Source organism: Bacillus sp. LR_5, assembly GCF_042709275.1.
Window position 1 is genome coordinate 1 of sequence record NZ_JAVAXX010000064.1, and the last position, 21,057, is coordinate 21,057.

General features: G+C 42.6%; 18 protein-coding genes, 2 pseudogenes and 1 riboswitch. Of the genes and pseudogenes, 9 read left to right on the forward strand and 11 right to left on the reverse strand.

All coding sequences use genetic code 11. The features are described 5' to 3' along the window. From RAC86_RS15110 to mtnA, 3 genes are all read left to right on the forward strand, one after another. Positions 1-736: carbon-nitrogen family hydrolase (locus tag RAC86_RS15110; RefSeq protein ID WP_377885836.1), on the forward strand; the 736-nt coding region annotated here is incomplete at its 5' end. An 83-nt stretch (positions 737-819) separates the two neighbouring features. Beyond that, a riboswitch (SAM riboswitch) is annotated at positions 820-974 on the forward strand. A gap of 109 nt (positions 975-1,083) precedes the next feature. After that, entirely contained in the window at positions 1,084-2,277 is a 1,194-nt protein-coding gene (gene mtnK / locus RAC86_RS15115; RefSeq protein WP_061187345.1) for an S-methyl-5-thioribose kinase, read from the forward strand. A gap of 7 nt (positions 2,278-2,284) precedes the next feature. Beyond that, a complete protein-coding gene (gene mtnA / locus RAC86_RS15120; protein ID WP_072566181.1) occupies positions 2,285-3,346 on the forward strand; it encodes an S-methyl-5-thioribose-1-phosphate isomerase in 1,062 nt (353 codons plus the stop codon). A gap of 33 nt (positions 3,347-3,379) precedes the next feature. On the opposite strand, the gene RAC86_RS15125 is transcribed toward mtnA, so the two are convergent. The 3 genes from RAC86_RS15125 to kinE all read right to left on the reverse strand — a co-directional run bounded on the left by RAC86_RS15125 (position 3,380) and on the right by kinE (position 6,305). Beyond that, positions 3,380-3,505 (reverse strand): hypothetical protein, encoded by a 126-nt coding sequence (locus RAC86_RS15125; RefSeq protein WP_003218585.1) that lies wholly within the window; start codon positions 3,503-3,505, stop codon positions 3,380-3,382. An 89-nt stretch (positions 3,506-3,594) separates the two neighbouring features. Further along, positions 3,595-4,092 (reverse strand): methylated-DNA--[protein]-cysteine S-methyltransferase, encoded by a 498-nt coding sequence (locus RAC86_RS15130; RefSeq protein ID WP_072183220.1) that lies wholly within the window; start codon positions 4,090-4,092, stop codon positions 3,595-3,597. Then, positions 4,089-6,305 carry a sporulation two-component system sensor histidine kinase KinE gene (gene kinE / locus RAC86_RS15135; protein ID WP_072566180.1) on the reverse strand — a complete coding sequence of 739 codons (2,217 nt, stop codon included), beginning with the start codon at positions 6,303-6,305 and terminating at the stop codon, positions 4,089-4,091. The genes RAC86_RS15130 and kinE overlap by 4 nt, the downstream gene beginning before the upstream one ends. A gap of 252 nt (positions 6,306-6,557) precedes the next feature. On the opposite strand from kinE, the gene RAC86_RS15140 reads away from it, so the two are divergent. Beyond that, complete coding sequence (locus tag RAC86_RS15140; RefSeq protein WP_061187342.1) at positions 6,558-7,580, forward strand: acyltransferase family protein; 1,023 nt, start codon at positions 6,558-6,560, stop codon at positions 7,578-7,580. Between the two features lie 42 nt (positions 7,581-7,622). On the opposite strand, the gene RAC86_RS15145 is transcribed toward RAC86_RS15140, so the two are convergent. The 4 genes from RAC86_RS15145 to htpX all read right to left on the reverse strand — a co-directional run bounded on the left by RAC86_RS15145 (position 7,623) and on the right by htpX (position 10,530). Further along, complete coding sequence (locus RAC86_RS15145) at positions 7,623-7,793, reverse strand: hypothetical protein (RefSeq protein ID WP_014113569.1); 171 nt, start codon at positions 7,791-7,793, stop codon at positions 7,623-7,625. A gap of 2 nt (positions 7,794-7,795) precedes the next feature. Beyond that, the gene (locus tag RAC86_RS15150; RefSeq protein WP_003232510.1) at positions 7,796-7,951 is read right to left on the reverse strand and encodes a hypothetical protein; all 156 of its coding nucleotides are present in this window, start codon (positions 7,949-7,951) and stop codon (positions 7,796-7,798) included. 158 nt (positions 7,952-8,109) lie between these two features. Next, positions 8,110-9,459, reverse strand: coding sequence for a TrkH family potassium uptake protein (locus tag RAC86_RS15155; RefSeq protein ID WP_072566179.1), 1,350 nt, complete (start codon positions 9,457-9,459; stop codon positions 8,110-8,112). A 174-nt stretch (positions 9,460-9,633) separates the two neighbouring features. Continuing rightward, a complete protein-coding gene (htpX, locus tag RAC86_RS15160) occupies positions 9,634-10,530 on the reverse strand; it encodes a protease HtpX (protein WP_061187341.1) in 897 nt (298 codons plus the stop codon). A 170-nt stretch (positions 10,531-10,700) separates the two neighbouring features. Here htpX and htpK point away from each other — a divergent pair, with 170 nt between their 5' ends. Further along, positions 10,701-11,402 (forward strand): transcriptional regulator HtpK, encoded by a 702-nt coding sequence (gene htpK, locus RAC86_RS15165; protein WP_072566178.1) that lies wholly within the window; start codon positions 10,701-10,703, stop codon positions 11,400-11,402. A 131-nt stretch (positions 11,403-11,533) separates the two neighbouring features. Continuing rightward, positions 11,534-11,728, forward strand: a complete 195-nt coding sequence (gene sspD / locus RAC86_RS15170) for an acid-soluble spore protein SspD (RefSeq protein ID WP_003218568.1) — start codon at positions 11,534-11,536, stop codon at positions 11,726-11,728. 10 nt (positions 11,729-11,738) lie between these two features. Here sspD and RAC86_RS15175 read toward each other — a convergent pair whose 3' ends face one another. The 4 genes and pseudogenes from RAC86_RS15175 to RAC86_RS15190 form a co-directional block, all read right to left on the reverse strand. Next, complete coding sequence (locus RAC86_RS15175) at positions 11,739-12,884, reverse strand: anti-sigma-I factor RsgI family protein (protein ID WP_061187340.1); 1,146 nt, start codon at positions 12,882-12,884, stop codon at positions 11,739-11,741. Beyond that, a complete protein-coding gene (sigI, locus tag RAC86_RS15180; protein ID WP_014113564.1) occupies positions 12,881-13,636 on the reverse strand; it encodes an RNA polymerase sigma factor SigI in 756 nt (251 codons plus the stop codon). The genes RAC86_RS15175 and sigI overlap by 4 nt, the downstream gene beginning before the upstream one ends. A gap of 264 nt (positions 13,637-13,900) precedes the next feature. Then, entirely contained in the window at positions 13,901-14,695 is a 795-nt protein-coding gene (locus RAC86_RS15185) for a TerC family protein (protein ID WP_472961705.1), read from the reverse strand. A 259-nt stretch (positions 14,696-14,954) separates the two neighbouring features. Next, positions 14,955-15,621 (reverse strand): annotated as a pseudogene (locus RAC86_RS15190) (DedA family protein). A gap of 179 nt (positions 15,622-15,800) precedes the next feature. On the opposite strand from RAC86_RS15190, the pseudogene RAC86_RS15195 reads away from it, so the two are divergent. The 3 genes and pseudogenes from RAC86_RS15195 to RAC86_RS15205 all read left to right on the forward strand — a co-directional run bounded on the left by RAC86_RS15195 (position 15,801) and on the right by RAC86_RS15205 (position 21,014). Next, a pseudogene (locus RAC86_RS15195) lies at positions 15,801-18,202 on the forward strand (putative bifunctional diguanylate cyclase/phosphodiesterase). Positions 18,203-18,290: 88 nt separating this feature from the next. Then, the gene (gene ku, locus RAC86_RS15200; RefSeq protein ID WP_114150618.1) at positions 18,291-19,175 is read left to right on the forward strand and encodes a non-homologous end joining protein Ku; all 885 of its coding nucleotides are present in this window, start codon (positions 18,291-18,293) and stop codon (positions 19,173-19,175) included. Between the two features lie 3 nt (positions 19,176-19,178). After that, positions 19,179-21,014 carry a DNA ligase D gene (locus tag RAC86_RS15205; RefSeq protein WP_072566175.1) on the forward strand — a complete coding sequence of 612 codons (1,836 nt, stop codon included), beginning with the start codon at positions 19,179-19,181 and terminating at the stop codon, positions 21,012-21,014. Positions 21,015-21,057 lie beyond the last annotated feature (43 nt).

Sequence of the window (21,057 nt, forward strand, 5' to 3'; positions counted from 1 at the left end):
TAAACCTTCGGAAAATATAAAAAAGGCTGAATTTTTGATTGAAAAAGAAAGCAAACATGCTGATGTTCTTGTTCTTCCTGAATTATGGACAACTGGATATGACTTGGCCAACCTTGATAAGCTCGCTGATGAAGACGGGCATTCTGCTCAGAGCTGGCTGAAGAAAACAGCAAAAAAACATGGCGTTCATATTGTCGCCGGATCGGTCGCAGTCAGAAATGATTCTGATGTTTATAATACAATGTACATCGCGGATAAGAAAGGACAAATCATTAAAGAGTATCGAAAAGCCCATCTTTTTCAGCTGATGGATGAGCATGTGTATTTATCAGCCGGTTCCGAAGACGGATACTTTGAGCTTGATGGCGTCAAAAGCTCAGGACTGATCTGTTACGATATCCGTTTTCCGGAGTGGATCAGAAAACATACGATAAAAGGTGCCAACGTGCTGTTTATTTCTGCGGAATGGCCTCTTCCCCGCCTTGATCATTGGAAAAGCCTGCTTATTGCCCGAGCCATTGAAAATCAATGCTTTGTCGCTGCCTGCAATTGTACCGGTTCAAATCCAGATAATGAATTTGCCGGGCATAGCCTGATTATTGATCCATGGGGGCGTGTACTTGCTGAAGGCGGCCGGGAAGAAGGCATTGTCCGAGCTGAAATCGACCTTAAGGAAAGCGTTAAGGTACGAGAGAGCATTCCTGTTTTCGATGATATCAGAAAAGATTTATATTAAAAAATATATTGACAACTTGATAAAACACCTGTTACTATGTTCATCAACTGATAAATTAGAATTGTTTAACAAGTGAATATATTCTCTTATCGAGAGTTGGGCGAGGGATTTGGCCTTTTGACCCCAACAGCAACCGACCGTAATTCCATTGCGAAATGGGGCGCATCTTTTTCGCGCCGAGACGCTCGTCTCTAAGGCACGGTGCTAATTCCATCAGATCTGATCTGAGAGATAAGAGAGGCGGACATACATGTTAAGCCTCCTTCTCTCTGAGAAGGAGGCTTTTTTACGGCCATACCATACAGCTGCAAACATATCAAGAGATTACATAATTGGAGGTTATGACAATGGCAGTCACAAAAACACCTTTATACGAAACGTTAAATGAAAGCTCCGCTGTGGCGTTGGCGGTGAAGCTTGGCTTATTTCCAAGCAAAAGCACGCTGACATGCCAGGAGATCGGCGACGGCAACTTAAATTACGTTTTTCATATTTATGATCAAGAACATGATAGAGCTTTGATCATTAAACAGGCGGTTCCTTATGCAAAAGTCGTCGGAGAAAGCTGGCCGCTGACAATCGATCGCGCAAGAATCGAAAGCAGCGCTCTCATCCGACAGGGCGAGCATGTCCCTCATCTCGTTCCAAGAGTGTTTTATTCTGATACAGAAATGGCGGTTACCGTCATGGAGGATCTCTCTCACCTGAAAATCGTAAGAAAAGGACTCATTGAGGGTGAACATTATTCGCATCTGTCACAGCACATCGGTGAATTTTTAGGAAAGACCCTTTTCTATTCATCAGATTACGCGCTTGAACCCAAGGTAAAAAAACAGCTTGTTAAACAGTTTACAAATCCGGAGCTGTGCGACATTACGGAAAGACTTGTCTTTACAGACCCTTTCTTTGACCATGACACAAATGATTTTGAAGAAGAGCTTCGTCCTTTTGTCGAGAAGCTTTGGAATAATGACAACGTCAAAATCGAAGCCGCTAAGCTGAAAAAGTCGTTTTTAACATCGGCAGAAACGCTGATTCATGGTGATCTGCACACAGGAAGCATTTTTGCCAGCGAACATGAAACAAAGGTGATTGATCCTGAATTTGCTTTTTACGGACCGATCGGCTTTGATGTAGGCCAATTTATTGCCAACTTATTTTTGAACGCACTCGGCCGTGACGGGGGTGACAGAGAGCCGTTATATCACCATGTCAAACAGGTCTGGGAAACATTTCAAAAGACATTCACTGAAGCGTGGGAAAAGGACAGTCTGGATGTTTACGCCAAAATCGACGGGTACCTTACTGATACGCTCAGTCATATTTTTGAAGAGGCGATCGGGTTTGCGGGCTGCGAGCTGATCCGCCGCGCGATCGGCCTTGCCCATGTGGCTGATCTGGATACAATCGTGCCGTTTGATAAACGAATCGGCAGAAAACGGCTGGCGCTCGAAACAGGCACAGCCTTTATCGAAAAACGCTCGGAATTCAAAACGATAACGGATGTTATAGAATTATTTAAGTTACTTGTAAAGGAATGATCCATTCATGACCCATTCATTTGCTGTTCCCCGTTCTGTTGAATGGAAGGAAACAGCCATTACCATTTTAAATCAGCAAAAGCTTCCTGACGTGACAGAATATTTGGAGCTGACGACGAAAGAGGATGTATTTGACGCCATCGTCACGCTCAAAGTAAGAGGCGCCCCGGCCATCGGCATTACGGCTGCCTTCGGACTTGCGCTTGCTGCAAAAGACATTGAAACAGATGATGTCACCGAATTCCGCCGCAGACTGGAAGATATCAAACAATATTTAAACAGCTCACGGCCTACCGCCATTAATTTATCTTGGGCGCTTGAGAGACTGAGTCGTTCAATCGAAAACGCCATTTCCGTAAATGAAGCAAAAACAAACCTTGTCCATGAAGCGATTCAGATTCAGGTCGAGGATGAGGAGACGTGCCGGATGATCGGCCAAAACGCCTTGCAGCTTTTCAAAAAAGGCGACCGGATTATGACGATCTGCAATGCCGGCTCTATCGCGACAAGCCGCTATGGAACGGCGCTCGCTCCATTTTACTTGGCCAAACAAAAGGATTTGGGACTGCATATTTATGCCTGTGAAACAAGGCCTGTCCTTCAAGGTTCACGCCTGACTGCGTGGGAGCTGATGCAGGGAGGCATTGATGTCACTCTGATCACAGACAGCATGGCCGCCCATACGATGAAGGAAAAACAAATTTCCGCTGTCATCGTCGGAGCCGATCGAATTGCAAAGAACGGTGATACGGCAAATAAAATCGGAACATACGGTCTCGCGATTTTAGCAAACGCCTTTGATATACCGTTTTTTGTCGCCGCACCTTTATCTACATTTGATCCAAAAGTGAAATGCGGCGCTGATATCCCGATAGAGGAACGGGATCCTGAGGAAGTAAGACAGATTTCCGGAGTCCGGACCGCTCCATCCGATGTGCCTGTCTTTAATCCCGCTTTTGACATTACACCTCATGACCTCATTTCAGGAATCATCACAGAAAAAGGGATTATGACCGGTAACTACGAAGAAGATATTGAACAGCTGTTTAGAGGCGAAAAGGTTCATTAAAAAACCGCTGGACTTTGCTCATTTCGGGCCGAGTCAGCGGTTTTTTTGTTTGTTTTTATTGATATTGATGATTTCATCTTTTTGAGCGCTTGATAGGATATGCAGTTTCACAAACAGTTTGGCAAAAACGGCTATTTTCTCAGAGCGGCTCGGCTTCAATTGCTTTGTCCTCCTTTTTCATCAGACCAACTTTTTTAACTTAATAAAATGATATGTCGGCCGTGAAAAAAGGGAACGTGCCATATGTTTTATTTTTCTTTATAGGAGATTTGCTCGATGTTCAGCAAAAATGCTTTGATATCGGTTTTGCTCCCGGCGTACCCCGTTAACGCGCTGTTTTTGCCGATCACTCTGTGGCACGGGACAAAAATAGGCAAGTCGTTACGTTTATTAGCCTGTCCGACTGCGCGCACCGCTTTCGGACTGCCGACCGCAGCGGCAATGTCAGCATAGCTTCGGGATTCTCCGTATGGTATCATCGCCAGCGCCTCCCACACTTTTTGCTGAAAAGGAGTGCCTTTTTGGCTCAGCGGCAGTGAGAATGTTTTTCTTTCGCCGGCGAAATATTCATGAAGCTGTTTTTTCGCTTCTGCCAGATAAGGTGTTTCCTTGTGCTCTGTATTCTGAACGGTTTCTTTCCAATCCATCCAATCTTCCTGACTGAGAAATAGACGGGTGATTTGGCCATCCTCTTCGGCAATTATGAGTTCCCCGAGCGGCGTTTCCGCTGTTGTGTAGTAGTTCATTCATCAATCCTTCTTTCTTCAGCATTCTGTCTGACGGGAAGCGTGAGGTGGAAAACGGTGCCCTTCCCTTCTTCACTTTCTACCATGATTTCGCCTTGATGTTCTTCAATAATTTTATAGCTTACCATAAGCCCAAGTCCAGTTCCCCGTTCCTTTGTCGTATAAAACGGTTCACCAAGGCGCTTTAATTTATCTTCTGTCATTCCGATTCCCTCGTCTTTTAAGGAGATGAGAACATGATCTTGATCCAGTGTCCTTATCGTCACAAAAATATTTCCGCCGTCAGGCATCACTTCGATGGCATTTTTTAATATATTGATAAATACCTGTTTCAGCTGATTCGGTTCACAGTAGATCGGGGGAATGTCGTCCATTAAATCAAGATGCATTTGTACGTTGCTTAAATTAGCTTGCGCGTTTAGAAGGTCTATGGTGTCTCTCATAATTTGGGTAACATGTTTTTCTTCATACATAATGGCCTGGGGCTTGGCTAAAATCAAGAATTCGGTGATGATGGATTCGATGCGCTTTAGTTCTGAGGTGATCACGTTGAAGTAAAGGGCGTAGTCTCCCTCTACACTTCCTTTCAGGAGCTGAATGAAGCCTTTAAGAGCTGTCATCGGATTTCTGATTTCATGAGCGATGCCGGCAGCGAGTTCGCCGACAACATGAAGGGTATCTGACTTGCGCAGGCGTTCCTCCAGTTCTTTTCGCTCCGTTACGTCTTTAAAGATAGCCAGGTTCATATTTTGAATAATATTTCGTTTAAATGAGAATTCCAGTTTTCTGTTGTTACTGCTGCTCAGCAAAAATGGAATTTCGTTGTCCATTTCATCAAAATTAATCTGCCTTGCCGGTGATGCAAGATTTTCTATTTCATACGAAGAAATAATATCTAACAGGCTGTGCTGTTTAATCTCTTCATGTGACAGGCCTAAAATATGGCTTGCTAACGGGTTGGCGTCGATGATCCTGTATTGATTGTCGAACAATACATTGCCGTCCATTGAGCCGTTGAACACTTTTCTGAATTTCAGCTCACTTTCTCGAAGCTCCTTTTCCATCCGCTTTCTATCACTGACATTTCTTAAAATCGTCAAGTGCTGGTTCTCTAATATTGTCCGCTTTGAAGTGAATTCAAGTTCTTTGAACTGGCCATTCCCCATTTGAAACAGCAGCTCTTCTCTGATCTCTCCGTATTTTGCGTATTTCCTCTTCGTTATGCTGTATTTCTGCTGCGAGTCAACGAGAAAATCACACAGCCTTCGTTTCAACAGCAAATTCATCGGCAGCTCAAAGATTTTACAGGCTGACTGATTCGCCTTCACGATTCTTCCGTCATTCGACCAGATAATAATAGCGTCCATCGCATTTTCAAATATTTCTCTGAAGCGCTCCTCACTTTTAAAGAGCTGAAGCTCCATAGACCGCTTCTCTGTGATATCCCTCATAATGGACATATAAAACCCGCTGATGATGTTTGATGTAATCGTGAATTCAAATAGCTTTTGAACTCCTGAACGAAGCTTGACGGGCAGCTCCCCCTTTGCTTTTCCCTTGCGGTTGAGCATCTTCCAGATATTATCAAAATCTTTTCGTGAGCCGCTGTCTATGAACTCATACAACGATAAATGAGACAGCTCATTTTGATTGATTTCAAAGCTTTTACAGAAGGACAAATTGGCATCAATAAAACCGCCATCTTTATCAAAAAGGACGATTCCGTCAACAGCTCTGTCAAACAAGTCCTTAAAAAGCTGTTCATTCATAGAGAATTCCCGCTCCAGAATTTTCTTTGAAGATATGTCTCTCATGACAACAAAAAAGAAATCCTCGCCAATCCCTCTTTTGGCCAGAAACTCTATGTATTTTGTCGCCCCGCCATCAAGCCTGATCGGGACCTCCTTCCATAGGAAACCTTTTTTAAAAAACTTCTTTACGGCAAGATTCAGTTCATCCTTTGGGATTGAAAACAAAAAATCCAAAACGGAACGCTTTTTCAAATCTTCCGAATCAACTTGAAGCATCCTCTCTGTTGCTTCATTCGCCTGAACGATTCGCATTTCATTATCACATATAAAAATAGCATCGAGCGTATTGTTAACAATCACTTGATGCTGATTCAATTCCTTTTTCAGCCGGGCATTTTCTTCTTTGAGACGCTTCAGTTCTTCCCGCAGCTCCGAATTTGTCTGGACACCAAGAGTTTCCATGCGTGTACACTCCTTCTTCAAAACCTATCCCTCAATATTTCTACAAAATGCGGGAACTTCCTTCATTTGCCCTATAAATTTCAGAAAATTTCAGCGTGATTACATAACGAAGACATTTTCTACGATCCTTACCGCCACTTTACATCGTCCTAACAATCAGCCATTTTTTCAATTCCTTTTTCATCTTTTATTTTAAAATATATACCAGCAGGGAATAATCTCTTAGTGACTGATTAAAGAGAAGGTGATGCTATGAGTAAATCGCGGGACAGTTATTTCGATAATGCAAAATTCTTATTGATATTCCTTGTTGTATTCGGTCATATTCTTCGTTCCTTTATTAATGATAACAACTTTATGCTCTACCTCTACAAGTTCATTTACACATTCCACATGCCTGCCTTTATTCTCGTATCCGGTTATTTCGCAAAAGGCTTTAAACGCGCTGGATATGTGAAAAAGCTGGCGGTCAAGCTGATTATTCCGTATTTGATTTTCCAAATCATCTATTCTGTCTTCTACTACATTATGCAAGACGAAAGCATGGCAAATGTGAATCCGATTGATCCGCAATGGTCGTTATGGTTTCTCGTAAGCTTATTTTTTTGGAACCTGCTGCTTTATCCTTTTTCAAAGCTTTCAAAGCGGTGGGCGCTGTTTGTCAGCTGCGGAATTGCCGTGCTGATCGGCTATTTAGACTTTGTCAGCAGCACGCTGAGCCTGTCGCGGACATTTGTATTCTTACCGATGTTCCTTGTCGGGTTTTATTTAAATAAACATCATTTTGATTTATTGAGATCAAAACGAGGCAAACAAATTGCGATCGGGGTACTTGCCGCCGTATTCGTCATCTGCTGGGGCATCGACTTTGACTATTCTTTTCTGTTTGGTTCAAAACCGTATTCTTCATTTGGAGACGTTACCTTGGCAAGCGGACTTTCCCGAATCGGCTGGTATGTACTCGCCTTTGCGGCGACCTTCAGCTTTTTAGCGCTCGTTCCGCAAAAACGGTTCTTCTTTACGAAATGGGGAACCCGGACATTTTACGTGTATTTGCTTCATGGGTTTATTATTAAAACGCTGAGACAGGCCGGGCTTGAGGATTCGCTTACTGACTATCAGAGCTTAGTGATTCTCTTACTTTTAACAGCAGCCCTGACATCAGTACTCTCCAGCAATTTTGTTAAGACAGTTGCTCAGCCCTTCATTGAGCTGAGAATGACCAGCTTATTGCAATTTGTCAGAGGAACGGGCAAAAATGCTTATTTAAAATAGAAAAGCACCTCTTAAGCGGGACGCCGCCTAAGAGGTCTTTTTTTATTTTTGTTTCTTCTCTTTTTTCTTTTTAGGCTTTGTGACTTCTAGCGTTTCGATGATCTTGCCGGCATTGTAATCCCCAAGTTCACTTGAGAATTCTTCCTCCAGCACTTTCTTATTCATAGGCTTTTTATGATTTTGCATATCTCTGCTATGACGGTTTTTCTTCAAAATCACATGCCTCCTTGCTGACCCTGTTTGGAATTGCGGTTTGCACCCCTAAAATTCGGGTCGTCATGATACTGTGTCTTATAAGAATTTGGGTCCATGCTCTCAGTAGGTGTATTGTTATTTTTAATGGCTTCATTCACTTCAGCTTTTCGCTTCATACGAATCCTCCTCGCCAGTTTTTCAAACATTTTATTTCACTTAAAGATGCAGGAGCGTTAAAAACTGCACCTGTTGATGTTAGGTTCTCCAACTGAAACGGCGCCACACATCTTTTTTTTGGCAATCAAAAAACACCGCAAAACATGCGGTGTTTTTTCTATCCGATAATTACTCGTTCCTTCGGATAATGATAATTCGCTTCAATTTCCTTTCTTCCGATCAGATACAGGAAGGTCAGGATACCGATTCGCCCGATAAACATGACAATCATAATGACACATTTTCCAACGTTGCTTAAATCAGCAGTAATTCCAAGTGACAGACCGGTTGTGCCGAATGCCGAGCACACTTCAAACAAAAGCTCCAGCAGGGAGTGCTTTTCTGTAATCGTAAGAATGAGTGTCGAGCCAAAAACGAGCAGAATCGCCATCATTGTGACAACAAGCGACTTCATGAGATCAGCAGGATGCAGCTCCCGTTTGAATACCTTGACTGACTTATTGCCGCGGGCAAAATGAAACAGAGCAAGAAGGTTCAGAGCGAAAGTCGTTGTCCGTATGCCTCCCCCTACTGAACTTGGCGACGCTCCGATAAACATCAGCGCACTCATAAAAAGCAAAGTGGGGTCAGTCAGCTGGCTTATATCAATCGTAGCAAGCCCTCCGCTCCTTGTTGTGGTTGATTGGAATAGAGAAAGGAATAAAATATCATGCCACGATTTACCTGCAAACAAATGATTTGCTTCAAGCACATAGATCCCTAGAGAGCCAAACAAAACAAGTAAGCCAAACATAATGGTTGTAATTTTTGTAAATAAGCTAAACGGATATCTTCGGTTTTTTGAAAACAAAAAGTCTTTCACTTCCACTAGAACAGGAAAACCAATGGCTCCGAAAACAATCAATAACAGTGTTATAAATTGCACAAAATAATCATGCCGAAATGGAACCAGAGAGCTTCCTGTTATATCAAAACCGGCATTTGTGGTTGCACTGACACTCGCAAAAAAACCATGTAAGTAAGCATCTTGAATGGAATCGTAGTAGGTTAAAAAATATGTCCCAAGAATCATGCCGCCAAAGAACTCAATCCATAATATGAGAAAGAGAATCTGTTTCATGAGATTAACGATCCCAGAAAATTGTGATTGGTTTTGATCGATCATCATTAATTTCCGTTCTTTTAAACCTATTCTTTTGCCCATTAGCAGCCAAACAGAAGTGCCTAATGTCATAATGCCAATTCCGCCAAACTGCAGAACAAACGCAAGAATAACAATTCCTATTGTGTTAAATGTATCAGCAGTATTCACAACAGAAAGACCCGTCACGCTCACGGCACTGACTGCTGTAAACAAGGCATCGATAAAAGACCACTCTGCTCCTTGTTTATGGGCAACAGGAAGACTTAATAAAATAACTGCAACCGTCACCGCAAGAAAATAATATACAGCAATCAGCTGGGCCGGCGACAATGCCTGTATCAATTTTCCAAACTTTAATTTCATGTAAAATCCTTCTGCCTCTCTTTTTAAGTACGGTAATTATTCTAAAGATATTGGACCCATTTTTAAAGGCTTTTACGAAACATTTTCTTAACTTGCTTATTTTTTTATTATTTTAGTCAAAGGATAAAATAAAAAACCTCTGAGAGATTCTCTCAGAGGAACAATGTGTTTGTATTATTTAGCTTCTAACCGTCTGATTCGCTCATCTAAATCAGGGTGAGTTGAGAAAAGCGAAGAACGCTTCTTGCCATTAATCTTTAATGTTTGGACAGCTGTCTGATCGTCTTCCATAATGCGGGAAGAGTAGCTCTTAAGCGTCCGAAGCGCATGAATCATCTTATCCTTGCCGGCAAGATCTGCTCCTCCCCTGTCAGCATGAAATTCGCGATGGCGTGAGTACGCAAACACAACCAGGCTGCCGAGAATGGAAAAGATAATCTGAAAGACAATCATTGCAATAAAATGAACGATCGGCGCAAGATCTTCCTTGACGAAACGGCTCGCAATCCATGCTGCGATACGCGATAAAAAGACGACAAAGGTATTGACGATACCTTGCAAAAGCGTCATTGTTACCATATCACCATTAGCGATATGCGCGACTTCGTGGGCAAGCACACCTTCAACTGCTGCATCATCCATTTGCTCCAGCAGCCCTGACGACACTGCCACAAGGGAACGGCGTTTTGACGGCCCAGTCGCAAACGCGTTCACTTCAGGTGAACGGTAAATTCCGACTTCCGGCATTTTCGTTAAACCGGCAGAGCGGCTTAATCGGTGAACACGGTCAACCAATTGCTGTTCCTCATAGCTGAGCGTGTGTTTTTTCGGATTCAGCACTCTGACACCCATCATCGTCTTTGCCATCCATCTGGACATCGCAAGAGACATGAAGGAACCGACAAAACCAACGACTAAACTGAATACAAGGAGCGCAATTGGGTCGATACCGCCATCAGCTGTAAAGTACGTCCCGACTCCGGTAACCGAGCTTAAAACAGACAAAACGATCCCGATTGTTGTAAGCACTAAAATATTCGTTAAAATAAACAGAAAAATTCTTTTCGCCATGACAACCTCCGTTATTTTAAGTTCAAAAGAACCCGTATACTTAAATTATAAATCATCCGTTTGAAAATGCAAGGAATTCGACGTATGATGTTAATGTAATTGCTGACGCTTCAATTTTAAATTCATACATAGACTTATATCCGCGTCAAATTGTTTTAAAGAGGTGACCAATGAACATTTTTAAACTCACTCGAACCGATATGGTGCGGCTGCTCTATTCCCTAAAAGGGAAAGGAGAAATAAGCCCGCTCGACATTCTCATCCAATCAGCGAACATGTCAGCAGAAAAAGCAGCCAATCATCTTGAAATTCCTGAATTTCTTACAAGATACGAACGAAAAAAGCAGAGAAAAGAATACGGTCTCTCTACAAACGAAATCGTAGAGCTTGGCAACCTATGTGAGCTGACTTCGTTAAAGTCAACTGCAATTCAAAACTGGGTAAAGCGTGATATTAAGGATTTGATCGGACACCCTGAGCTGGGCAAAAAATACTCAGTTGAACAGGCAGTTATTCTTTTAATTGTACGTGATTTAAAATCCATTTATGACTTTGAACACATACGGGCTATTTTAAAAGTGGCCTTTAACACAATCTCAGACAGATCCGATGATGTCATCAGCCCGATTGCTTATTATGAAAGCTGTGCATATGTGCTTGATGCCGTTCATCACCAAGACACGCCTTCTATGAAAGAATCGAATCTGCGGGAGATCGTCGAACAGGAGACAGAGCGTCTCCGCCACCGTTTTGAAGAACTGAATGACAGCCAATGGCTTAAAATCAGACAGATTATCGCCATTACAGTCCTCTCCATTTTGACGTTCCATATTCAGGCAACCGCACATAAAATGACAGCAGACATTATATAGTCTGCGTCACCCCCGGCTTAGAGGCCGGGGGTTTCTTATTCTCCACAACAATTGCCAGCATAAATAACCCCCGTACATTTCAAACTAAGTACGCGTTAAGAATTTCTTTATAGAAAAAGGAGATGAAAAAGATGGCGAGCAGAAATAAACTCGTTGTTCCAGGGGTGGAGCAGGCACTAGACCAATTTAAACTCGAAGTGGCTCAAGAATTCGGTGTGAACCTTGGTTCTGATACAGTCGCACGCGCTAACGGCTCTGTAGGCGGGGAAATGACAAAGCGGCTGGTGCAGCAAGCACAATCACAATTAAATGGCACAACTAAATAAATTCAGGTCTTTATTCGCCGGGGTCACTCGGCGAATCTTCAGTTTGAGCTGAATTATTATCACTGCTGTAGCCGTTTGGATTACGGCGGTCAGAAGCGTTATCCCTGCTGGACGAAGAACGATTTCTGCCTTGTTCACCGTTATTCCAGTCCCTGTGATATTGGCTTTGCCCCTTATCAGTGCGGTTGTCTTCATTTCCTTTATCTTGAGGATCTTGTATTGGGGTTTGCTCATGATCCCCATCTTTTTCGGCATTTGTGTTTTCATCTGATTCCTTTACATTCTGATCTTTGTCACTATCATCAGTCTGTTCATCCGTTTTATCTTCTTTCTGGTCTCCGGAATCCGTATCATCCAGCTGTTCATTATCTCCTTGCTTGCCGTCCTGGGCGTCAGTTTGATCGATATTTTCATCCTCATTTCCGGTATTCTTTTGATCCTCTTCCCCGGATGGATTGCTGGAGTCATCTTTTGACTCTTTAGTGTCATTTTTTTCATTTGATTTGATGTAGCTGCCTGTTGAAACGCCTTTCTTTTTCGCTTTTTCCCTCGTCTGCATATCTGACTCGAGAGATTCCATGCGGTATGTCGTTTTATATTTTTCCGTCACATCATTCAGCTGTTTTTTCACAGCTTTTTTATATGTATTGTCTTCCGTATTTTCATAAACAGTGGAAATCAATATTTCTTTCGATTTCTTTACATACCCGTGCTCACTGCAGTCGGTTATAATATCGTCAATCACCTGTTTAAAATCAGTCTTCTCCCAATCATCTATATCATTCACGACTTTCTTTCCCTCATCATTTAGAGGAGTCAGTTCAATCACTTCGTAATCGCTGTTTAACGCCATTTCGAAGCTTGGATTGATATCGATTGTCATATACGCATAGGCCTTATTATTAGAAAAAACAGGGAGAACTATAAAAATAAAAAGCATAATAGCAGTCATCGTAACAATCCCCATTTTGAAAGGGCGCAGTTTTAAAAAATCAAAAAAGCTGGCCCTTCTGCCCATGCGTGATTCACTCGGAAGCATGATTTCTTCTCCAATTTCATAGCTACGGCGATCATTTTTGGCTTTTAAAAATTGTCCGTCAGGGGTCAGCAACGTGACGAATTTTCTATTTTTCTCTACTATAATCCCTCTTCTCATGAGTGCAGCACCCCTTTAAGATAATCTTTTAAATAAATATAATCACCCGTAATGATAATACACATCGCAATAATATATTTTCTGTTTCTCTCAATCGTTTTTCGGCTTACAGAGACAAGCTGTTCTAGCTGTTTCACCGGAAGCTGTTTCTTTGTATACAGGATAGCGGCCAATTCTTCATGTTCAACAAGGGTCATTGCCACCTTTATGGCGTTTTGCCTAGCGTCCGAATGCTTTGGAGAGTTTTCAAGCAGTTCTTTAAACGATAAACCATAATCTTTGAGCTGCTTCTGAAAATAGATGATTTCCTCCCGCCTCTGCTCCTGCTCAATCTGACGGCGGTATTCATCAATGGAAAGCTCGGCTTCAATCAGGCTTTGTGATGACTCCTGATCGTCTCCTTCCTGTAAATCGATATTTATATTTTGTGCGCTTCTGGCTTCTTTTCTGATGTAATCAATGACTTTTCTTTTTATAATTAGCTCAGCAAATGCGAGCAGAGAATTGCCTTTTTCAGGTGAGTATTTTTCAATAGCTTCATTAAACGCGATCAGTCCGATGCTGAACTCATCGTCTTTTTCATCTATATATCGTTTACAAACGGATGAAACCGTCTTTGCGATAAATGGCTTATATTGCTGTATTAATTCATTTTGAAGATCTTTATTGCCTTTTTGTATACTTTCAACAGTTTTTTCAAGCGTTTGCTTCTTTTTTCCTAATTTAAACAAAAGGCTAAGCACTGGTTTCACCTCAGTTCCTCCCTATAACTACTCATTAATGATAGCTAATTTGGTAGGGATTCGCAAAGGAGAAAAAGAAATATTGATTTCCAATGTCTCAATTGTGACAAACCATTCTGACGTACTATACATGATTTCGTGCCTTTCTAGAGAATTAAGGGGGTTTTATCCGTGTTTTTTGTAACAAAGCTGTTATAAAAATGTTATTTTATTTCGTTCATGAAAACGTTTTAAACATGAAAAGACTCTGCTTTTTAAGCAGAGTCTTTCAGATTACGCCCGTTCCCGGCTGCTGTTTTTTTGTTCGTTTTGTGCGCCCTCCGGCTGTTTTGTTCCACCTGACATGAACCAGCCGCAAACCGCGATTGCCGCTAAAACACCCCAGAAGATGAGCTTCCATGTTCCAGAATGGATAAAGTGCTCAGAAACAACCGCTATGTCGTGATGGGCAAGTGTATATAAAGCAAGCTTCACTCCGACCCAGCCGACAATCACAAAGGCTGCTGTTTCTAGGCTTGGACGTTCCTTTAATAGCTTAACAAACATTGAAGCGGCAAACCGCATAATCACCAGGCCGATGATACCTCCGGCCAAAATAACGAGAAATTGTCCTCCGTCAAGTCCGCCGATCTTCGGAAGCGATGTTCCAGGAAGCGTAACCGCCAACGCGACTGCCGCTAAGATAGAATCAACCGCAAACGCGATATCTGCCAATTCAACTTTTAAAACAGTCGGCCAAAAACCGCTTTGCTTTGTCTCTTTATGCGTGTCTTCTTTCTTAAATACATATCTTTTTAATAAATGGCTTGCTGAGATATACAGCAAGTAGATCGCGCCAATCGCTTGAACCTGCCATACGTTGACTAAAAAAGAAATCGCGAATAAAGAGCCAAACCGCAGAACAAAAGCCCCTGCCAACCCGTAAAATAACGCCTTTTTTCGTTTTTCCTCCGGCAAATGTTTTACCATTACCGCCATAACCAGCGCGTTATCGGCGGCTAAAATCCCTTCCAGCCCGATCAAGACGAGAAGAACCCAACCATACTCTAATAATAATGCTGCATCCATAAATGATACCCTCCCAAAAAAGTTGTTTTCTTTCTCTTCATCCGATCTTATGCCGGCCGGACCATGCAAAAAAGACCTTTGCCGACATAAGGCAAAGGTCTTGCTAGACATGAATTCAGGCATGCCAACAAAGCCGATGGATATCGCAATCCATGAAATGACGACTTTGTTTCCGGAAAACATTCCGGACGCTACTCCCCTTTGGGATTTCAAGAAATATGATATTATACGTCAATGATATGCGCAGCGCGATACTTTGTCAACGTTTATTTTTAAAAAATACAGATAATTGTTCGGAATGGGTGCGTTTCTTCCTCTTTTTTATCAGCAAATAGAGCAGGAACAGTGCCAAAATCGCTATCCCGATGGGAAGCATATATTGATCGAGAATAGAGCCGACTTCCTTCCAATTTTCACCGAGTTTCACACCGAGATAAACATATACAAATGTAATCGGCAGCATGGCGATGAACGTATAAAACGAAAACACCCAAACGTTCATTTTTGCAATTCCGCACGGTATGGAGATCAATGTCCGGATGCCTGGCAAGAAACGGCCGCTGAAGGCTACAAATCCCCCATGCTTTTTGAAAAATTCATCAGACTTATCAAGCGCTTCAGGCTTAATAAAGAGATACTTCCCGAAACGTTCAAGAAACGGCCTTCCTCCGTACCGGCCTATCCAATACAGCGTAAGCGGGCCGGCCACTCCTCCAAGAGATCCTGCCAAAACAGCGCCAAAAAGTGTCATATCACCTTTAGATACCCAATAGCCCGCAAGCGGCAGGACGATTTCAGCAGGGATAAACTCAATGCAGAGCGCTAGAAATATTCCAAAATAAGATAAGCTTTTAAATGCTTCTATCCATGACATAACCAGCTCTTCGATAGCCATCACTTCCCCTTTTCCCATATTTATGTATAATGCATTTTTGTTTTTTCGGCAAACGTCAACATGATTTTAACACATTTTTCACGGTCAGCTGAACTAAAAATAGATCTTACCTTATTTCTATGGTCTTAAAGGCTGGAACTCTGCGGTTAAGCAGCCGATAATAAAGAAGGTCAACAAGACTGGAACTCACGACACGGGGGGAATCTCCATTTGGAAATACACGTTACATATAATACAACGCTCATATGTTTATCTATTCTTATTGCCTGTGCCGCATCGTACATTTCCCTTGAACTGTCAAGGAAAGTCACTATCAACACAGGTTTAAAAAGCATAGTTTGGCTGATCGCCGGCTCACTTATTATGGGATTCGGTATTTGGTCAATGCATTTTGTAGGGATGATGGCCGTCCATATGGAGATGCCGATGCAATATGAATTCATGCCTTTAATTGCATCCATTGGCGCAGCTGTTTCCGGATCATTTGTGTCATTATATTTTGTCAGCCGGAACATTCTTACATATTACAGACTGCTTACTGGATCAGTTGTGCTTGGCGCATCTATAGCATCAATGCACTATATCGGAATGTCTGCCATTTCCCGGGTAATGATTATGTACGAACCGATTCTTTTTACAGTTTCCATTATCATTGCGATTGCGGCATCTTTCGTCTCGTTAAAAATATTCTTTGACTTGGCCTTAAAAAAACATTCTGATCATCTTATGTTTTATAAAGTCATCAGTTCGTTGTCATGGGTATCGGGATTTCAGGCATGCACTATACAGGGATGCTTGCGGCATCTTTCCACGAGGACATGGGACCGCCCGGAAGCCATATGGAGGTGCAAACGTTTCATTGGTCGATTTTTGTTACGTTAATCGTTTTCTGTATACAAACGCTATTATTATTCAGTTCCCATGCGGACCGAAAGTTTATTAAACAGAGCGAACGCATAAAGGATAACGAACAGAGGTTTCAGTCTTTAGTTGTCCACAATATTGATGCGATTTTTATTTTGTCATTAGATGGAGACATTATATCATCCAATCATGCTGGTGAAGACATGATCAGAAAATTTGGCTTTAGCATGCACGATTGGAGACATTATACATCAAAGAAGATTAATCGCCTTTTTGAGCAAGTCAAAAAAGAAAAACAAGCCATTAACAGTGATAGCGATCTTATCACTGAAAAAGGCCAGTTTCACTTAAATATTACGCTCATACCCGTTGAGGTGAATCAAGAGCTGGACAGCATTTATGTCATTTGCAAGGACATGACAAAGCAGCACAGGGCAGAAAAAGAAATCCATAGAATGGCTCATTATGATTCACTTACAGATTTACCCAACAGACGACATGCCATTTCACACTTAACAGCGGTGATGAATCGCGAGCATACGTTGAACAATAGCACAGTTGTATTCTTTCTGGACTTAAACCGGTTTAAAGTGATTAACGATGCATTAGGACATAATGTCGGCGATCAGCTGCTTCAGCTGGCAGGCAGACGTCTGTCATCTGTTGTCCCTGATAATGGATTTATCGCCCGTCTTGGTGGTGATGAATTTATTATTATTTTGACGGATGCCAATACCAGAACAGGAGAAGCAGATGTTTTAGCAAGAAAAATTATCCAAAAATTCAAAAAACCATTTAAAATCCAGGATCACACGCTTGTTATATCTGTCAGTATCGGGATTGCGATATCACCGAAAGACGGAACGGACGGTCTTGAATTGATGAAAAAGGCTGATATGGCGATGTATGCCGCTAAAGAACGAAACAAAAGCAAATACAGATACTATTCTTTTTCGATCGGCAACAAAGAAACCGTTAAGCTTAACCAAGAAATGGTACTAAGAGAAGCAATCGATAACAATAGATTTGTCTTGCATTATCAGCCGCAATTCAGTGCAAAAAATCAAAAAATGACAGGTGCAGAAGCGCTGATACGCCTTGTCACACCCGATGGGCAGCTGTATCCGCCCGGAGAATTCATCGGTGTTGCTGAAGAAACGGGTCTCATTATTGATATCGGAAAGTGGATTGTAGATGAAGCATGCAAGCAGGCAAGGGTTTGGTATGACAAAGGCTATGACCTTTCTGTCGCCATTAATATTTCCGCAAGACAATTTCAATCTGAAGATCTGATTCCCCTGATCAAGGACGCGCTTGATAAATACCAGCTCCCTCCGCAGCTTCTTGAAGTGGAAGTGACAGAAAGCATGACAATGGACAATCTCGATCACTCCAAGAAGGTTTTGTCATCTTTAACGGAATTAGGCATCAGAATCAGTATTGACGATTTTGGAACAGGACACAGCTCCCTTAGCTATTTGAAGGACTTTCCGATTCACAGGCTGAAAATCGACAAATCATTTATCGACGATATTCAGACCCATCCGAAATCAGAGCAAATTACCGGAGCCATTATTGCCATGGGACATCAGCTGTCTTTGCAGGTGATTGCTGAAGGCGTGGAAAATTCCGCTCAAAAACAGCTTCTTTACGAAAAAGGCTGTGACCATTTACAAGGCTTCTTTTTCAGCAGGCCGATACCGCCGGAACAACTCGAACAATTAATTCTCGAACAGCCGTCGCAATAACAGCGATGGCTGTTTTTTCACCCATAAGTTACTACACATGAATCATACTCCTCCTCTTCACACTAAAGAAAAAAAGGGGTTTATCGATATGCATACAATGTGGAAGGGATCGATCAGTTTTGGATTAGTAAACATCCCCATCAAGCTTTATGCGGCCACAGAAGATAAAGACATTAAGCTGCGCAGCCTTCATAAAGAGGATCACGCGCCAATCAAATACGAAAAGATTTGCACGAATTGCGAAAAAACACTCGGTCCTGATGAAATTGTGAAGGGATATGAATATGTAAAAGGAAAATATGTGGTGCTGACAGAAGAAGATTTAAAAAGCTTAAAGCAGGAGCATGAGGAGAAAGCGGTTGAGATTGTTGATTTTGTTCAGCTTCAGGAAATTGACCCGATTTATTTTAACCGCTCCTACTTTGTCGGACCCGGGGATAACGGCACAAAAGCTTATACCCTGCTGCGTGAGGCGCTGCGCTCAACCGGAAAGATCGGCATCGCCAATATGACAATCAGGTCGAAGCAGCAGCTAGCCATTCTCCGCGTTTATGAAAACTGTATCGTGATGGAGTCTATCCATTATCCGGATGAGGTCAGAAGCGCTGCCCATGTCCCAGGTGTACCGGATCAATCGAATGTAAACGAGAAGGAACTGCAAACCGCTATCACATTAATAGACGAGCTGACGGCTGAGTTTGAGCCTGAGAAATATGAGGACACGTACCGGCACGCCCTGCTGCAAAGAGTCAACGACAAGCTTGAAAATAAAGAAACAGCCGTCACTCCTGATAAAGCGCCTCCTCGTGAAGATGTCATTGACCTGGTCAGCGCCCTGCAAGCCAGCATCGACCGCACCAGAAAGCCGAACCGGGAAACCCCGGCAGCCGCACCAGCACAAAACGCTGAACCGAAAGGAGCCGGAGATAAAAAACGAAAAACGACTAGAAAAAAAGCCTCCGGCACGTCATAGCCCATGGCGTTCACCATGCAGCCCGTCCTTACTTCGTCACCGCCAATAGGAGCAGAATGGCGCTACGAGGTAAAATATGACGGGTACCGCTGTATTCTCCGCATCCATTCAGCAGGTGTGACCTTAACCAGCAGAAATGGCTTGGAGCTTAACAGTAGCTTTCCTGAAATCACGCAATTCGCCAAAACCGCCTTTTTGCATATGGAAAAAGATCTTCCGCTGACACTTGATGGCGAAATCGTCTGTTTGGTGAACCCTTGCCGTTCAGATTTTGAACACATTCAGGTGCGGGGACGTTTGAAAAGACCAGATAAGATTCAGGAATCGGCAAACGCGCGTCCGTGTTGCTTTCTCGCCTTTGATCTGTTAGAGCGCCGCGGAGAAGATATTTCGCCTCTTTCGTATCTGGACCGGAAAAAATCGCTGTACGATCTCATGTCTGCGGCAAAGCTTCCTGCTTCTCCAGACCCTTATGCTAAGGAAACTATCCAGTATATCCCATGCTATGATCATTTTGATCCGCTTTGGAGAATGGTTACGAAATATGACGGAGAAGGAATCGTAGCGAAGAAAACAAACAGCAAATGGCTTGAAAGAAAGCGGTCGTCCGATTGGCTCAAATATAAAAACTTTAAACAAGCTTATGTTTGTATAACAGGGTTCAACCCAAACAATGGATTTCTGACGGTGTCTGTGTTAAAAAACGGCGTAATGACACCGATTGCCTCTGTCTCACACGGAATGCGTGATGAGGAAAAAAACGCCATACGTGAGATTATGGAACAGCACGGACATAAAACATCTTCAGGCGAATTTACGCTTGAACCATCGATTTGTGCAACCGTTCAATACTTAACGATTCTCCAAGGCACATTGAGAGAGGTATCGTTTGTCGGTTTTGAATTCCATATGGACTGGACCGAATGCACTTATGCGCAAGTCATACGCCACTCCAAATCGGTCCATCCAAAGCTTCAGTTCACAAGCCTGGATAAAATCATATTTGAAAAGAATAAAAAAACTAAAGAAGATTTTATTCAGTATATGATTGAAGTCAGTGACTACCTGTTCCCATTTCTGAAAAACCGTGCTGTCACCGTCATCCGCTATCCGCATGGCTCAAGGAGCGAATCGTTTTTCCAAAAAAACAAGCCGGACTATGCGCCGGATTTTGTTCAATCTTTCTATGACGGAAGCCATGAACATATTGTCTGCGAGGATATGTCCACTTTATTATGGCTTGCCAACCAGCTTGCTTTGGAGTTTCATGTCCCTTTTCAAACCATTCAAAGCAGGCGTCCGGCTGAGATTGTGATTGATTTGGACCCGCCTTCACGAGATGACTTTCTCATGGCTGTACAGGCTGCAAATGAGCTGAAGCGGCTGTTTGACTCCTTCGGCATCACATCGTTTCCAAAGCTGTCCGGCAACAAGGGCATCCAGCTTTATATTCCCTTGTCCCCTGAGGCATTTACGTATGAAGAAACACGCCAGTTTACACAGCTGATCGCTGAGTACTGCACCAATGCATTTCCCGAGCTATTTACCACTGAACGCTTGATTAAAAACAGGCACGGCAAATTGTATCTTGATTATTTGCAGCATGCAGAAGGAAAAACGATTATATGTCCTTATTCGACAAGAGGGAATGACCTTGGCACTGTCGCGGCACCGCTCTATTGGCACGAGGTACAAACCTCCTTGACACCCGCTATGTTTACAATTGACACCGTCGTTGATCGGATTAAGAAGCAGGGCTGCCCATTTTTTGATTTTTACCGTAACCCGCAAGACGAACCTCTTAACGCCATTTTACATCAGTTGAAGAAAAAGAGCTGACTTTCACCAGATGTGATGGAAGTACCGTTTAGGCGAGTCATTA

What these genes read in the sequence shown, in the direction of transcription:
- RAC86_RS15130 (WP_072183220.1), bottom strand. Translation starts at nt 4,092, where the DNA reads ATGAACTACTACACAACAGCGGAAACGCCGCTCGGGGAACTCATAATT.
- RAC86_RS15175 (WP_061187340.1), bottom strand. Translation starts at nt 12,884, where the DNA reads ATGAGAAGAGGGATTATAGTAGAGAAAAATAGAAAATTCGTCACGTTG.
- RAC86_RS15155 (WP_072566179.1), bottom strand. Translation starts at nt 9,459, where the DNA reads ATGAAATTAAAGTTTGGAAAATTGATACAGGCATTGTCGCCGGCCCAG.
- sspD (WP_003218568.1), top strand. Translation starts at nt 11,534, where the DNA reads ATGGCGAGCAGAAATAAACTCGTTGTTCCAGGGGTGGAGCAGGCACTA.
- mtnA (WP_072566181.1), top strand. Translation starts at nt 2,285, where the DNA reads ATGACCCATTCATTTGCTGTTCCCCGTTCTGTTGAATGGAAGGAAACA.
- RAC86_RS15205 (WP_072566175.1), top strand. Translation starts at nt 19,179, where the DNA reads ATGGCGTTCACCATGCAGCCCGTCCTTACTTCGTCACCGCCAATAGGA.
- mtnK (WP_061187345.1), top strand. Translation starts at nt 1,084, where the DNA reads ATGGCAGTCACAAAAACACCTTTATACGAAACGTTAAATGAAAGCTCC.
- RAC86_RS15185 (WP_472961705.1), bottom strand. Translation starts at nt 14,695, where the DNA reads ATGGATGCAGCATTATTATTAGAGTATGGTTGGGTTCTTCTCGTCTTG.
- htpK (WP_072566178.1), top strand. Translation starts at nt 10,701, where the DNA reads ATGAACATTTTTAAACTCACTCGAACCGATATGGTGCGGCTGCTCTAT.
- kinE (WP_072566180.1), bottom strand. Translation starts at nt 6,305, where the DNA reads ATGGAAACTCTTGGTGTCCAGACAAATTCGGAGCTGCGGGAAGAACTG.
- htpX (WP_061187341.1), bottom strand. Translation starts at nt 10,530, where the DNA reads ATGGCGAAAAGAATTTTTCTGTTTATTTTAACGAATATTTTAGTGCTT.
- RAC86_RS15150 (WP_003232510.1), bottom strand. Translation starts at nt 7,951, where the DNA reads ATGAAGCGAAAAGCTGAAGTGAATGAAGCCATTAAAAATAACAATACA.
- RAC86_RS15140 (WP_061187342.1), top strand. Translation starts at nt 6,558, where the DNA reads ATGAGTAAATCGCGGGACAGTTATTTCGATAATGCAAAATTCTTATTG.
- ku (WP_114150618.1), top strand. Translation starts at nt 18,291, where the DNA reads ATGCATACAATGTGGAAGGGATCGATCAGTTTTGGATTAGTAAACATC.